At 43.2% G+C, this 15,423-nt stretch carries 13 protein-coding genes; 7 read left to right on the forward strand and 6 right to left on the reverse strand.

Translation table 11 applies throughout. The features are described 5' to 3' along the window. Positions 1–22: 22 nt before the first annotated feature. Positions 23–1,381, reverse strand: coding sequence for an MATE family efflux transporter (locus ACFQ2J_RS00280; RefSeq protein ID WP_386055491.1), 1,359 nt, complete (start codon positions 1,379–1,381; stop codon positions 23–25). 93 nt (positions 1,382–1,474) lie between these two features. On the opposite strand from ACFQ2J_RS00280, the gene ACFQ2J_RS00285 reads away from it, so the two are divergent. The 3 genes from ACFQ2J_RS00285 to helD all read left to right on the forward strand — a co-directional run bounded on the left by ACFQ2J_RS00285 (position 1,475) and on the right by helD (position 5,740). Further along, positions 1,475–2,545, forward strand: a complete 1,071-nt coding sequence (locus tag ACFQ2J_RS00285) for an undecaprenyldiphospho-muramoylpentapeptide beta-N-acetylglucosaminyltransferase (protein ID WP_386055493.1) — start codon at positions 1,475–1,477, stop codon at positions 2,543–2,545. A gap of 195 nt (positions 2,546–2,740) precedes the next feature. Beyond that, positions 2,741–3,100 (forward strand): hypothetical protein, encoded by a 360-nt coding sequence (locus ACFQ2J_RS00290; RefSeq protein WP_386055495.1) that lies wholly within the window; start codon positions 2,741–2,743, stop codon positions 3,098–3,100. 372 nt (positions 3,101–3,472) lie between these two features. Continuing rightward, positions 3,473–5,740, forward strand: coding sequence for an RNA polymerase recycling motor HelD (helD, locus tag ACFQ2J_RS00295; protein WP_386055497.1), 2,268 nt, complete (start codon positions 3,473–3,475; stop codon positions 5,738–5,740). 64 nt (positions 5,741–5,804) lie between these two features. On the opposite strand, the gene ACFQ2J_RS00300 is transcribed toward helD, so the two are convergent. Then, entirely contained in the window at positions 5,805–6,029 is a 225-nt protein-coding gene (locus ACFQ2J_RS00300) for a hypothetical protein (protein ID WP_386055499.1), read from the reverse strand. Between the two features lie 189 nt (positions 6,030–6,218). On the opposite strand from ACFQ2J_RS00300, the gene ACFQ2J_RS00305 reads away from it, so the two are divergent. Next, a complete protein-coding gene (locus ACFQ2J_RS00305) occupies positions 6,219–7,049 on the forward strand; it encodes an aldo/keto reductase (RefSeq protein WP_386055501.1) in 831 nt (276 codons plus the stop codon). Between the two features lie 43 nt (positions 7,050–7,092). Here the strand turns inward: ACFQ2J_RS00305 and ligD are convergent, their stop codons facing one another. Next, positions 7,093–8,907, reverse strand: a complete 1,815-nt coding sequence (gene ligD, locus ACFQ2J_RS00310) for a DNA ligase D (RefSeq protein ID WP_386055503.1) — start codon at positions 8,905–8,907, stop codon at positions 7,093–7,095. A gap of 95 nt (positions 8,908–9,002) precedes the next feature. Between ligD and ku the strand changes: the two genes are divergently transcribed. Further along, positions 9,003–9,857, forward strand: a complete 855-nt coding sequence (ku, locus tag ACFQ2J_RS00315) for a non-homologous end joining protein Ku (RefSeq protein WP_386055505.1) — start codon at positions 9,003–9,005, stop codon at positions 9,855–9,857. A gap of 32 nt (positions 9,858–9,889) precedes the next feature. Here ku and ACFQ2J_RS00320 read toward each other — a convergent pair whose 3' ends face one another. Genes ACFQ2J_RS00320 through ACFQ2J_RS00330 form a run of 3 tightly spaced genes read right to left on the reverse strand, consistent with a single transcriptional unit; the run spans position 9,890 to position 13,639 of the window. Beyond that, positions 9,890–11,020 carry a Ger(x)C family spore germination protein gene (locus ACFQ2J_RS00320; protein ID WP_386055507.1) on the reverse strand — a complete coding sequence of 377 codons (1,131 nt, stop codon included), beginning with the start codon at positions 11,018–11,020 and terminating at the stop codon, positions 9,890–9,892. After that, a complete protein-coding gene (locus ACFQ2J_RS00325) occupies positions 11,017–12,123 on the reverse strand; it encodes a GerAB/ArcD/ProY family transporter (RefSeq protein ID WP_386055508.1) in 1,107 nt (368 codons plus the stop codon). The genes ACFQ2J_RS00320 and ACFQ2J_RS00325 overlap by 4 nt, the downstream gene beginning before the upstream one ends. 7 nt (positions 12,124–12,130) lie before the next feature. Next, positions 12,131–13,639 (reverse strand): spore germination protein, encoded by a 1,509-nt coding sequence (locus ACFQ2J_RS00330; protein ID WP_386055510.1) that lies wholly within the window; start codon positions 13,637–13,639, stop codon positions 12,131–12,133. A gap of 176 nt (positions 13,640–13,815) precedes the next feature. Between ACFQ2J_RS00330 and ACFQ2J_RS00335 the strand changes: the two genes are divergently transcribed. Both ACFQ2J_RS00335 and ACFQ2J_RS00340 read left to right on the forward strand, forming a co-directional pair. Beyond that, positions 13,816–14,835: a TIGR00341 family protein gene (locus tag ACFQ2J_RS00335; RefSeq protein ID WP_386055512.1), complete on the forward strand. Its 1,020-nt coding sequence runs from the start codon at positions 13,816–13,818 to the stop codon at positions 14,833–14,835. 69 nt (positions 14,836–14,904) lie between these two features. Continuing rightward, positions 14,905–15,147 carry a hypothetical protein gene (locus ACFQ2J_RS00340; RefSeq protein ID WP_386055514.1) on the forward strand — a complete coding sequence of 81 codons (243 nt, stop codon included), beginning with the start codon at positions 14,905–14,907 and terminating at the stop codon, positions 15,145–15,147. Positions 15,148–15,423 lie beyond the last annotated feature (276 nt).

Raw genomic sequence — 15,423 nt, forward strand, 5'->3', positions numbered from 1 at the left:
TTGCCATTCAGGCAAACGCTTTTTATGTATGTGAAGTAGCTAGCTGCTTTTTCTGGATGTGGACCATTCGGATGTACAGAGTTATCGCACCAGCTGTCAGTCCGATGATCAGACTCATCCAGTAACCATATGGTCCGAATGAAGTGAAATTCGCTAGCCACCATCCGCTTGGAAGCCCGATTACCCAGTAGGAAACAAACGCCATGATAAGCGTGATATTCACATCCTTATAGCCTCTCAATGCCCCTTGGATAGGTGCGCCGAATGCATCGGAAAGCTGGAAGAAAATCGCGAAAAACAGGAAGTTCCGCGTCAATTCAATTACGGCAGGATCAGAACTGTACATACGTGCAACCTGATCATCAAAGATATAAAGAATCAGTCCGCTTAAAACGGACATAAGCACTGCACTAATGATACCTAGATAAGAATAAGTCCTTGCATGCGAGTATCTTTTTGCCCCGACTTCAAATCCTACAGCGATTGTCAGTGTGAATGCGATACTGAGCGGAATCATATATAACAACGAGGCAAAGTTGATCGCTGCCTGATGGGCTGCAATCGTATTCGTGTCATAGACCGTCATGAAAAATGTCACCGCAGCGAAGATGCTTGTTTCAAAAAATATCGCAAACCCGATTGGTATTCCGATTTTCAATTGCTCCCACCAGGCTGCAAGTGATGGCTTCACCCAATCGGAAAAGATCGAGTAGGTTCGAAATGGTGTAACTTTGACAATGATATAGACTGCTATTCCACAGGCTACCCAATAGGTTAACGCAGATGCAACACCAGCACCGACTCCTCCCAATGCAGGAAAGCCGAGTTTTCCGAAAATGAAGATATAATTAAAGAAAATATTGAAAGGTAACGTCATCAGGATAATGATCATTGAGACACGAGTCTTGCCAAGCGCATCAATGAAGCAGCGTAAAGTATTGAAAATGAATAGTGGAATGATTCCAAGCCCTAAAGTGATCAGATAATATTTCGCAACATGCCGTACTTCTGCTTCAAGCGACATCAGATTAAGTATCGGATCCAATGCAAAGTAACCGAGTGTACCAATAACGGCGGCTAGAGCTACCGATAAATATACTCCCTGCTTTACAGAAGACTGGATTGCATCTTCATCCCGGGCACCCTTCAACTGAGCGACGATTGGGGAGATCGCCATTAAAATACCATTCAAACCGGTGAATACAGGCAGCCAAATACTTGAACCGATGGCAACGCCGGCTAAATCATCTGCTCCCGCCTGTCCGGACATGATTGTATCGAAAAAGTTCATCAAATACATCCCGATCTGTGTCAGCAGAATCGGAAACAGAATTATTAGAAAAAGTTTTAACTTTTGTTTCAAATGGGTAGTTTCATACATATATCTCTTCCTTTTCTGATACAATTCACTTAGGATAGGAAGGATTATAACACAGTTGTAAGGATTTTTGTCTGGAAAGGAAGTAATTGACTTATGAGTGATAAACGGATTTTGTTTACTGGCGGAGGTACGGCGGGGCACGTCATCGTCAACCTTGCGCTTATTCCCGAATTTCAACAACAGGGGTATTCCATTGATTATATAGGTTCCGCTGACGGTATCGAGCGCGATTTGATTGCTGGATTGGATGGGGTGACATACCATGCCATCTCGACAGGGAAGTTGAGAAGGTACATGTCAAAAGAGAACTTCAAAGACCCGTTCAAAGTGATGAAAGGGACGCTCCAGGCTTGGAATATCATTCGCAAACGGAAGCCAGGTGCGATTTTTTCAAAAGGTGGCTTCGTTTCTGTGCCGGTTGTGACGGCTGCATGGATGAACCGTGTACCGGCAATTATTCACGAATCGGATTACACTCCAGGACTTGCAAATAAAATTGCAATTCCCTTCGCTAAGAAAGTGTTGGCAACTTTTCCTGAAACGATGAATCATCTACCGAAGGATAAGAGTGAATACATTGGAGCGGTGATCAGGGATGAGTTGTTCGAAGGTGACCGTCATAAAGGACTTCGTCACTGTGATTTCCCTTCAGATAAGCCAGTGTTGATGGTGATGGGGGGAAGCACCGGTTCGAAGAAAATCAATGATGCAATCCGCGGCCAACTTGATGAGCTGCTGAAGCACCTTCAAATCATCCATATTTGCGGTAAAGGAAACACAGACACGACAATCAATAGAAAAGGCTACGTACAGTTCGAATACGTTAATGAAGAGCTGAAGGATCTTTTTGCAGCAACGGATTATATCGTTTCAAGAGCAGGCGCTAACGCCATCTTCGAATTCCTGGCATTAAGGAAGCCGATGTTGCTTATCCCACTTTCCAGGCATGCGAGCCGTGGAGACCAGATTTTGAATGCAGACTCTTTCGTAAAACAAGGCTATGCTAGGAAGCTGGAGGAAGAAGAATTGACAAAAGAAAGCTTTATGAAAGAACTTGATCATCTGATTGCTGATAAAGGTTCGATTCTCAGCAATATGGAAAACTATCAAAGCCAGAAAGCCAAGGATCGTGTGGTCGAAATCATTCAGCAAAATGAAAAATAAGCACAAACAAAGGAGTTGGGGCTCAAATCCCAACTCCTTTTTGGTGGTCTGGAATATTGATAGCTTTAGCTGGTGGGCTCATCCAGCTCTATCACTTACGTTTTTGTTCTGAGGGTTCGAAAAATAGGGGAGATGCGGTATAATGGATAAGGATTTCGAGTTTTTTTATACTATAGCTCATCAGGGGTAGATGTTGTGAAACGAACTATTATTTGTCATTACTGCAAAAAGAAGATCGTAGATCGGGATGAACTGATTACCGGTGCTCGCTGGTTCAAGGTCAAACCGTTCCATATGAAATGCTTCGGTCAGCTGGAAGAGGAAACGGCTGTCTTCGTCAAATCGTGGAAACCGTTAAATGGAATACCAGGTAATACATCGTTCCTAATAATGCTCGCGATTTTCCTGTGGATGTTCTTGACCGATCAATTCGGCTATGTCGGTGATATTATCGGAGCTGTCTCCTTGTATCCAATCGGCCTTAGAATTCTTTCATTCCTATTGATCGAATCCACACTGCCAAAAATCAGCCCGGAAAAAGAAATGAGACGTTAGTATTTTGCAACGAAGGATGCCCAATTATGGAGCATCCTTTTTTCATTCATAAGCAAATTATCTATATATTATCTTTCATGAGATTTCGAGTAATACATATCGAAGGTGGAACAGGGGAAGGGGGAGACTCCCGCGGGAAAAGGAGCTAGGCTAGACCCCGGAAGGCGTAGCCTGAGGAGGCTTGCCAGTTCCCCCGCAGGAAAGCGAGTCCTTCCCCTGTTACACCAACGCTAACAAATGGCTCGAAATCAATTTTAGTAATATTTGTACTTACAATTCCACTTATGGTAATGTAGTAACGTTGCTTTGAAATAAATCGCATGAGGGCTCCGACAAACGTCATTCCATACAAGTTGAAGGGAGAATGACAAAATGAACAACCACCCCGATTACAAGAACGAACTGGAGCGGCTCGACTTTACGAAAGCGTACATGGATACACTCATTGCTGCTCAGGAATCCGACCAGACCGCTTTGAAAGAGAAGCAGGCAGATGCTCTACAGAAACTGAGCTTCAAAGACAGTAGCTTAAGGTATCAGGAGATGCTGGCCCATGCAAGCTTCATGAAAATGTCAAAGGAACAACTAGAGAACCTCAAACGACTCCGTAAGAAACCGTATTTTGCCCGCATTAATTTTCATCGAAAAGAAAAGACAGAAGAAGAAATATTCTACATCGGTAAAGTCTCGTTATTCGACCGAGAGACACAGATGCCAATCATCCTGGATTGGCGATCCCCGCTTGCCAACGTGTACTATGAAGGCAGACTCGGAGCCGTCACTTATGATGCACACGGGGAGACGTACGAAGGAAATGTCTCCCTCAAACGTCAGTACACGATTGAAGATGGAGAACTGAAAGACTTCAGGGACATCGATTTGACGACGAAGGATGAATTGCTCCAGGATTCCCTTGCCCAGAACTCGGAAGGAAGACTGAGCGAAATCGTCTCCACTATCCAGGAAGAGCAGAACCAAGTCATCCGTGCGAACCTGCGAAAACCGATTATCGTCCAAGGGGCGGCAGGAAGCGGTAAGACGACGATTGCCCTGCACCGAATCTCATACTTCCTCTATTCCATGAAAGAAATATTCAAACCAGAAGAAATGTTGATCCTAGCACCGAACCAGTTGTTTATCCAATACATTTCAGAAGTTCTGCCGGAGTTAGGCGTGCAAAAAGCACGTCAAACCACGTATGCGGATTATGTCACGCAGGTAATCAATCTTAAACACAGTGTCATCACCCAACATGAAACGTTGATGCGCATGCTTGAGGACGAAAATGATGAGAAACCGCTGAGTTTATGGACGGCTGAATTCAAAGGATCTCCGAACTATAAGCGAGTCGTCGATAAATACTTAGAACATCTGAAGAAAAGTTATTTGATTGATGAAGACTTCGTGGTTGCAGGTTTCAAAGTGAAAAACGGTAAGAACATCAAACGGCTTTTCCTGACAGATTTCAGCTATTTCCCCTACCAGGTCAGAGTCAATAAAATCAAGGCAATTCTGCAATCCGAACTTCGAAGAAAGAAAAAGATCATGCTTAAGAAGATTGCGGACAAATATGATCGAGAACTGGACCGGGCACTCTTTGATATTAAAGATCCTGACAAACGCCGGGTGCGTGTCAGTTTCCTATTGACTAAAAAGGAAGAAAAGCTGGCACAAATCAACCGCGAAGCAAGAGGAGCGGTAAAACGCTACATGGATCAGTATCCTAGATTAAAAGTGCTTGAGACATATCGAGCCTTGTTCGAAAAAGAGGCATTGTATGAAAAGTTGATGACAAACCTTCCGCAACAAGAGCGGAACTTTATGAAAGAGGAGACACTGAAAGTCTTATCAGCTAAAAAGGTCCATGCAGAGGATTTGGCAGCTCTCCTCTATTTGAAGACATTCTTATATGGAATCGATAAAGATGACCAGGCGAAGAAAGTGATCATCGATGAAGCACAGGATTACAGTTATTTTGAAATCTACAGTTTGCGTAAAGCTTTTCAGACGGAACTGTTCACAATTGTAGGTGACCTTGCACAGGGAATCTATCGTTATCGAGGGTTGAAGAACTGGGATGTACTGAAGGATGGAATTTTCACAGAACCTAGCTACCTTACCTTGCAGAAGACGTATCGTACCACAGTAGAAATCATGGAGCTAGCTAACCAACTGCTGGCTCTGATGCCAGATGATCTTCCAAAGGCTGAACCGGTTGTACGTCACGGGAACCGTCCACTTTTTATAAAGAAAAACGGTACTGGAATCTCACAGCTAAAAAACAAGCTGCCTTCCGAAATTGGAAAAGGGATGAAAAGCTTCGCGGTTGTTACAAAAACGAGAAAGGAAGCAGAAGCTTTACACGAGGACATGTCCGGAACGGATTTAGGATTCGAGCTTATGGACGGGAAAAATGAAATGGGCGATCGAATGATTTTGCCTGCCTACTTGGCAAAAGGATTGGAGTTTGATGTCATTTTTCTTATGAGCGGTTCATCTCCATATAAATTGGAGGAATTGGATTTGAAAATGCTCTATGTATCGATGACAAGACCTCTGCATCGTCTATACATGATCGGGGATAGTCCTGAAGAATTTCTGCTCCACAAAGTCAAAAGCGATTATTATGATATAGAGTAAAAGCAAAGGGTAAGAATCCAGTCGATTCTTACCCTTTTTGTGTTGGGGAGGTTGTGTTCAGCTGTTATTTTTTATGGTGATGTCTGCCACAAACACAGTCGATCATTCTGCTCACCAAGTGGTAGATGACAAGCAGCCATACTACTGCAAGGATCAACACAATGATCAAGCCGATCGTGCTGCCGATCAACAATGCAGCTGCATCAACTAATGCAAGTGGAGCAAGGACTAAGGAAAGGATGGCTAAACCAATTCCCAATAAGGAAGTACCTAATCCGTTGTAACTCATAGTAATTCACCTCCTGTTCACAACATATGCAAACAGGCTGTTCTCGTCTTATACGTGTGACCATCCAAATGAAAAAGAGGTACATGCCCCTGATGGGAATGCCCAAGTAGTGCAAATGGTTTTGAAATGATATAGCTTAGCTGTATTCTTTTAAGGGAACGGTTTTATATTGAAAGGAGAGGAACAAAGATGAATCTGAACTCTACAGTAACCCTTCATAATGGCGTACATATGCCTCAGTTCGGCCTTGGCGTCTATAAGATGGAGGATGGCAATGAAACCGCACAGGCGGTAAAGAATGCAATCGATCTTGGATACCGTCATATCGATACGGCTTCCGTTTACAAAAACGAAGAAGGCGTGGGACAGGGGATCAAAGATAGTGGTGTTCCTCGTGAAGAAATTTTCGTAACTTCAAAAGTTTGGAACGATGAACAAGGGTACGAATCGACGATTGAAGCATTCAACAACAGCTTGAAGCGATTGGACCTGGAGTATCTCGACCTGTATCTTGTCCATTGGCCAGTGCCAGGTAAGTATAAAGAAACCTGGAAAGCATTGGAGCAGTTATATAAAGATGGAAAAGTGAAAGCCATCGGTGTCAGTAACTTCCTCGTTCATCATTTGGATGATCTGCTGGAGGATGTTGAAATCAAACCTATGATTAATCAGATTGAGCTTCACCCTGAGTTGGCACAAACCGAGCTTCGCAACTACTGTGCACAGCATAATATTCACGTTACAGCCTGGTCTCCGCTCGCACGTGGAAAATACTTTGAAGCACCAGTACTGCAAAGCATTGCTGAAAAGTATGGCAAAACACCTGCACAAGTCATCTTGCGCTGGGATCTGCAGCATGGAATCATCACGATTCCTAAGTCGACGAACAAAGACCGTCAGAAGCAGAATGCGGACCTTTTTGATTTTGAACTGACAGCTGAAGAGCTTGCCCGAATTGATGAACTGGATAAAGGGGAAGAAGGTCGTAACGGCCCACACCCTGATGAATTCGATTATTGATTGCAATGCCCCGCTCTATCATGAGTGGGGCTTTTTCTTATTTTTAAAATGTTCCATGTTCGATAAAAGCCTTTAAGCGCTCCATGGGCTGTTGTACCTTTGCCTGGTGATAGGTGCTGAACGGACATCCATTCCTTTGCAGGCGTTCCAGTGTGTTGGCAATCGTGAACTGGCTCGGGTGTTCCACTTCACCAAGTTCTTCCCAAAATAATGGAGTGGAAACACTGGCATAAGGATACGCTCTCGGTGAGTAGGGAGCGATGATCGTTTTCCCTGGCGCGTGTTGGACGTGATCGATATAAAGCCGTCCTTTCCGATTTTTTTTCAGGCGTTCCGTCGTAAACGCATCAGGCTCAAAATGAACGAGTGTTTCTGCAATGATTGCCGTGAAAATGGAAGTCTGCTCGTATGTGAGAGATCCACTGGTTATTGGAATGTGCACCTGCATGCCTTTTCCACCGGAGGTTTTTACGAAGGATATAAGTCCAAGCTCTTGAAAAAGTGTGTGAAGGTGCTGTGCTGCCCTTTTTGCATCTGGAAATTGATCGATATCTGCAGGATCAAGGTCGAAGACGATTTCATCAGGATGAGCTTCGTCGATTTTTTGAAAAGGAATATGGTACTCGATTGCAGCCTGATTGGCAAACCAGATGAACCCTTCCACATTTTCAACAAGCTGGGAGTGATCATCCATACGCTTCAGAAAGTCCGGCGCGTATTCCGGAAGATGTTTCTGAAAGAAGGAAGATGCTTCAATTCCATCCGGATAGCGGATGACAGTCAGTCTTTTCCCGTGGATGAAAGGTTCCATATAAGGATAGACATTTCGTAAATATTGGATGACCTCTTGCTTCCGGTGAGCAGGATAGAGCAGTTTATCCAAATTCGAATAAGCGATGGAAGAGGGTGGACTGGATAACTGCCAGCGGATGCTTGACCTGGTACAGCTCGCACTATCCGCTTCCAGTCGGAAACTCTTGAATGAGGGTTCTCGTAATTCTTTATCGTGAATCCCCAGGCAATGGATATCCATACAGATTGCCGGAGGTAAATGATAGCTATTTCCTTTCTTTGATCCCTTGGATTTAATAACTTCAATCAGTTCTTCCTCGTCTTTCCTGCTCAATCCATGCTTGCATTTTCCTAATGCTATGACTTCCCCATCGTCCATGAAGCCGACTGAAAAATATCCGTTCGAGGGCTGGTAACCGGTCAGGAAAGCAGTCAATATTCGCCAATTTTTTATTTTGATCCAGGAGTCGACTTTCCCCTTTTTATATTGTGAATTTTTCCTTTTTGCAATGATCCCTTCCCCTTGATGTTCCGTAACTCTTTTATGAACCTCGTTAACATCTGTATAGGTTTCGATCAGGCATAATTGCGTCCCAACTTTAACACCATCTGGAAGCTTGGCTCGTTCGAATAGGCCTGCCAGTTGCTGCTTACGTTTTTCATGTGTACGACGTTCTAAGGACTTACCTCTCATTCTAAGCAAATCGAAAGCAAGGAACTGAGCACTTCTTTTTTTACACCATTCTTGGATTTTTGAAGCTGTCCCCATTCGTGAACGGGTTTGTAATAGTGAGAAGTTTGCCTGGACTGGTGTGTTCAGGATCACTAGTTCTCCGTCTAATGTAAGCGGGAGTGCTACCTCGACCAAGTCCTGTAATTCCTCACAGCGCTGCACAATCTCAGGGAATTGTTTCGTCAGACTTTTTCCGTTTCGGCTGATCAACTGGATCGATTCTTTTTCCCATTTCAATAAACATCGAAAACCGTCATATTTCACTTCGTAGACCCATTCCGAACCTTTTGGTAATTCGGTCGCAAGTGTCGGCTGCATTGTTTCATAACTCATAGCGAGATCCTCCTTAGCTGTTAGTGTGGGTAAGGATGAAGGTTAAACATATTTCCGGCTGTCTTGTAAAAGCTAAGAAAAAAGAGGTGAGCACGATGCATACAATGTGGAAAGGAACGATCAGCTTCGGTCTGGTCAATATACCTGTCAAACTTCATACAGCTACCGAGAATAAAGACATCAAGTTAAGACAGCTCCATAAAGAGTGTGAGTCTCCGATCAAGTATGAAAAAGTGTGTCCTGTCTGTGAAAAAGAAGTCGGTCAGGATGATATCGTACGTGCATTCGAATACGCCAAGAACAAATTCGTCAAATTGTCCGACGAAGAATTGAAGGAATTGAAGGAAGAGAATTCAGATAAATCAGTGGAAATCGTCGACTTTGTAAAACTTGAAGAAATCGATCCAATCTATTTTGAAAAGAGTTATTACCTTTCTCCCAATGAAGGTGGGTCGAAAGCCTACGTCCTCCTGCGACAGGCCTTGGAGGATACAGGGAAAATCGGAATTGCCAAAATCATGATCCGTTCCAAAGAACAGCTTGCCGTCATTCGGGTGTATCAGAACACGTTGTTGATGGAAACGATTCACTATCCGGATGAGGTCCGAAGTGTAGGAGACGTACAGAACGTTCCCGAAGAGGGCGAAACAGTCAAGAAGGAACTTGATACAGCGAAAATGCTGATCGATCAGTTGACCACTGAATTCGATCCAACCAAATACACTGACGAGTATCGGAATGCGCTTCTTGAATTGATTGAAGCACGGAAGAATGCGGATGAAGTCACCACCGCTAAAGAGAAGAAGGCACCAGACAATGTCACCAACTTGATGGATGCGCTGGAAGCATCTTTGCAAAAAGCGAACAAAGGTCAGAAGAAAACGACAAAGAAAAAAACAACCGCGTCAAAAAAATCGAAATCTACAAAGAAAGTGAAAAAGGAAGCTTGAAGGGAAACAGCCGCAATCAGTGCGGCTGTTTTTTATTCAATGATTCCGTGGCGTACTAACCGAACATTAACTTTTACATCGACATCCATTGTTTTTATCTTTTCTCGCCATTCCTTTTTTGAAAAATTTGTTGATCGATGCAAGGAATTGGCAATTTCTCCGAACCCGATTGGATCCACTCCAAATTCCTTGAAGGTGCCGATCAAATCATCCAGTTGTGATTCAAGCGCCTTTTCTGCACCCTTTTCGATTTTTTTGATCACTTCTGCTTTTCTGATTTCAATCTCATCTGATATTTCCAACATTCTCCCAGTTATTTCTACATGCACTTGGAATTTTTGGTGATTCCCTCGCTCCGGCATCGTGATCCTCTGTTTGCTGTAAATGTCATTCAAAGCAATGAAAACTTTATTGTTGCCAGAAGCACTTGATTTTTTCGTATATTCCTTAAGCGGTTCTTCCTCTAATTCTATTTCTAGATTAGAAATTTTTGAATTCTCCTTGAGCATCGTAATATAGATGCCTTTATGAGGAGGAATTTGACCGACGAGCTTATCCTCTTCCAGGAGTCCGATGCTGCTGATGGTAACTTTTCCATGTTCCAGAGAAAGAATAGGAAGTACTGGGTCTACTCCGACTTGTTGCAGCGAGTGGATGAAATGGTGAAGCGATGCATCTGGGACACCTTGATTTTTCGTGTTTTTCTCAATCAGTTGACTTAAATAGGTGGCGATATCCGGTGCACCTTCATATTTTTCAGAAAAGAGGATATCCCTCGCATTTTCTTCGGCAATAGCAAAGGAAATCAAATCGGCCATTTTAGCATCTCTACCCAAGGTATCCACGTATGGAAGAATTCCTTTTTCTGCTGTTGCCCTGCCGAATACAGCCATCCTCATCTGACCGGTTACCAGTTCCTGACTCGTTTTATAGTTTGCCTTATTCCGGATTCCCTTAGAAGTGCTAGATCTGCTCTCAATCACTTGAGACACGTTCGGGGCATTCTGATTGAACTGCAAATAGACCAATGTACCATCAATGACATTCTCTTCCTGCAAGTCATAACCGATACCGGTTATGATACCGAGTTTTTCGATGTAGTTGAGTTCGACACACCCAGTGAGCAGGGCAAAAGATACGACACACGCGAGTATTCTTTTCATTGCTGCTCACTTCTCCTTTTTCTCGTTTTCAGCCAGACTAAAGGAAAGAGAAGAATTGGGTAAACGAAAGCGATCCAGAAACCTGCTATTGCGGAATAATTGGTAATTGTATTGATGTCAACGCGATATTTCACAAGAAAGGACCCTATAAAAAGTGCTCCGCCATAAACATACAAGGAAGTTCGCTGTGGAATTCTATACAGTCGCTTAACTCCGTAGGTAAATAACCATGTAATCATAATGAAATTGGGTAAGATGACGAGTAACCATAACGAGATGGCAATCATGTCGAACCTTTCAAGAATAGGGAATGATACCACTTTGAACAGTGTCAATGTAGCCCATACTGTTTGTTTCAATTGATCCTCTGCAAAGAAACCGATGGAAACGACGGTGACGAGCAAGACAAGAAATGTTGTGAAAAAGACTGCCAGGTGAGAAGGAAGTGAGACCTTGTTTTTATTTTTGACGAAGGGATATACGAAAAATAGCACTTCCAATCCTATGATGGTATATGTCGTCTTGTAGACACCCTTCAGAATTTCAGTCGGACTTGCCTCCATAATCGGTAGAAAATGGTTCCAGTCCATCATCTTGATCGGCACATAAATCGTTGCAATTAGCCAGATTGTTGCAAAGAAAAACACGACGGATACGCCGACTGCCACTCTGAAACCTCCAAGTACTGCATAGATGGCTATTGCTATCAGCATCAAGCTCAATAAAGGCTGAGAAAAATTGGGGAATATGAATACTTGGACGACTTCAATGTAATTAAGCATGACGGTGAAGTTAAGGAAGAAAAAATAAACCAAATACACGCTCCCTAATAGTGTCCCGATCACCCTGCCGAACAAGTCCACCTGTATACCGAACAAATCTGCATTCTCATAACATTTCAAGATATGGATCATGAGGTAGATGATCAAATGCATATATAATCCTGCAATGAGTACGGATATCCAGGCATCTTGCTTGGACATTTCAAAGACATAGCGAGGGACCCCCATCAGCCCTGCACCAATCTGCAGCGTGTGGATGATGAAAAATAGATAGAAAGCCTCGATCTGTTTTCCAGGTGTATGTGGTACATTGACCTTCATTTTATCCCTACTCGTCAATATCTTTTCGTTTCTTTGCCTGTTCTTGCGGATAACGTTTCCGTCTTTTCACTTGGTTGGCTAACGGAAGTTTATTGCTCTTTGAAAAAGGCAGCCGGAACAAGGAATCATCAAAATCCTTAAGCAGTATCGGGTAGATCGGTGCAAAGTAAGGTCTTCCCAGTGAAGTCACTTTCAACAGATGAATCAATAGAAAAGCAACTCCGAACATGAGACCGATCAATCCGAAGGTACCTGCAAGAATAATCATAGGGAAACGAATGATTCGGATCGCTGTCCCCATCAGGTAGCTTGGCGCAGTAAATGAAGCAAGTGCACTCAAGGCGATGACGATGATCAGAATATTACTCGTAAAACCGGCCTTAACTGCTGCCTGTCCCAGTACGATACCTCCAACGATACCCATTGTCTGTCCCACTTTAGTAGGCAAGCGGGCACCCGCTTCTCTTAACAGTTCAATCAATATTTCCAAAAGTAGTGCTTCCATTATGGGCGGAAATGGTACCATCGCTCTTGATTGACCTAAAGAAATCAATAAAGACTGAGGGATGATTTCATAGTGGAAGGTCAATGCAGCCACATATAATGGCGTCAGTACGATGGAAATGATCATCGCGAATATTCGGAGCACTCTTAGAAAAGTCCCCATATTCCACCGCATATAAAGGTCTTCTGTCGATTCGAAGAAACTGAATAATGTTGTAGGACCGATGATGCCTGTCGGACTTTTATCGACGAGCACACCCACTTTTCCTCTTGTAATTGCATAGCAGAAACGGTCTGGCAATTCAGTCATCAGCAGTTGAGGAAAGATGGAACTGGACTTATCTTCAATGAATTGGCTCAGCACGGAAGAATCCTCGATTTCATCCACTTTTAAGTCCGTGAGCCTTTGTCTCATCGTGTTCACATTTGTATCATTTGCCAATGATTTCAGGTAAACCAGTCTCACTTCCGATTTGATTCTTTCTCCGATGATTATTTTCTCGACAACCAAGTCCTCTGTATCCAGTCTCCATCTGACTACATTCAAGTTCGTTACGAGCGATTCAGTGAATGAAATCTGAGGTCCGAAGACAAGTGATTCCGTCTCAGCTCGATTCAGCGCACGTTTCTCAAGGTTAGGAAGAAAGAATGTGACCGCTTCGCTCTCTCCGACAATATAAATACCAACAGATCCTTTGATCAATTCCTGTGCCAGTTTACCGATCTCCGATGCGGAACTCCCGCTAGATAACGGAATTTCGTTCAAAAGGGATGCATTTGTCCAAGTTACCTTGCGAGAAGTCAAAGGGAGGAGAAGACTACGCTCCATTTCTTCTTTATTGATCTGATAGGTGAGGAACGCTAATAGTATGGTTTGATTGTTTAATTCAAAAGTCTTTATTTTCAAATCAGGACTATCATTCAATTGTTCTTTCAAAGAGGATTCAAACGACGTTTCATTATAAGGGAATCCACTACCCGAAGTGGATCGGTTCGTCCGCTTTTTCACCATTCAACAAATCCTCCTCGAGCGCTGTTTTTCTTATTATGAGGAGAAGTGGCAGAAATATGAATTGGGTTGTAACAGTTCTTGCAGCATGGAGGTCTATAGATTGCCCTCCCACTGTGGAATTGATTTGCTCTTAAATTGGAAAGCTAATGATATTCCACCTGAAAGGAATGTGGGTGATGGAACTGCAACTGATTGAAGCATATATTCCCAAAAAACATTACGAATCAGTCAGCAAGAAGCTGCAGGCGTTTGATTATGAAACGTACTGGATATCAAATGAATCAGAGGAACGGAAGCTGGTAAGGATTTTAACTGGGACGAGTCAGACTGAAGAGATCCTCAATTATCTGGAGGAGGTTTCGAATGTAATTGAAGGGTTCGAAACGATGCTGATCCCCGTTCAAGCTTTCTTTTCAAAAGATACGGTAACAAAAAAGGAAGAAGCGGACAAAGAAGACGAAGAAGAGAAAAAAGCGAGATTGTTGCGAGCGAGCAGGCATGAACTTCTTTCTTCCGTGGAGAAGAATAGTCGGACCACAATGAACTACACGTTGATGATTCTTTTATCAGCGATTGTAGCCACTGTCGGGTTTGTGAAGGACAGTGAAGCAGTTGTAATCGGGGCAATGGTGATTGCACCGATGATCGGCCCAGTCATTGCTACTGCATTTGCATCCATCTTAGGAGATTATAAGCTGCTCGGACGGGCTGTGCTCGCTTCATTATTTGGAATTATCATCGTCATTTTCATATCGATTCTATTCGGACTTTTTTTCAAGGGAGGAATGACGACCGACCAGTACGTTGCAAGGACGGAAGTCACCATTTCAGATATTTTTCTGGGAGTTGCGTCTGGAGCTGCTGGAGCACTTGCCTTTTTGAACCGATTGTCTGGAAACCTCGTCGGCGTTATGGTCGCTGTTGCCCTATTACCTCCAACAGTTGCGTTAGGGATGTCAATCGGAGACGGGGGATGGGGAAACGCATATGGGGCCTTTCTGCTGTTGACTGTAAATATCAGTTCCATCTTACTCGCCGCCGTGACCATTTTCTCGATTACGGGTATCAGGCCGGTAAGGTGGGAGGAAGTACAGCGTGCCAATGTATCAAGGCCCTTGTCAATCGTGTTCATCTCTTTCCTTGTATTAACGCTTGCTGTTGTGATCCTGCTTGGTCAGGGAATTAAATTTGAATGAAAAATACCCCCATAAATTATACTGGCATCAGGAAAATTATAGAAACCGGATGACGGGAGGTGTTTTCATTTGGAAAGGAACAATCGGTTATGCAGAATTTGTGGTGAAAAGATGCCTAGCACTCCGTTCATGAGCTGTTCCGCATGCTTGCAGGATGGGGAGAAAGTCCGCGCATATATAGTGAAGCATCCATTTAAAACACCTGAAGAGATTGCTGATGCTACAGAGGTATCCATTGAAACCATAAAAAAATTAGTAGAACGAGGTACTATGACAAGATTCCAGTTGAAGAATATGGACCGTGTAATGTGAATTACGTACATGAAAGCAGCTGTCGAAATACTTCGGCAGCTGTTTTTACATGTCATCAAATTTCCTGGATGAATTTTCAGAATTGTGTTGATTTAAAAAATGGAAACTATATAATTAAATAACATTATGAGAAAAGGAGGTCACGGAAAATGAAAAAGCGTCTTGGAATGATTTCAGACAATTTAATACGTTACGTGGCCGTACCTGATCATGATGGTTTCATCAGCTGAGGTATGAGTAGCTTTATATGAACATTCATTGGCCACGTAGACTGCG

It is taken from the genome of Thalassobacillus hwangdonensis, assembly GCF_042675915.1.
Lineage (GTDB): Bacteria > Bacillota > Bacilli > Bacillales > Halobacillaceae > Thalassobacillus_A > Thalassobacillus_A hwangdonensis.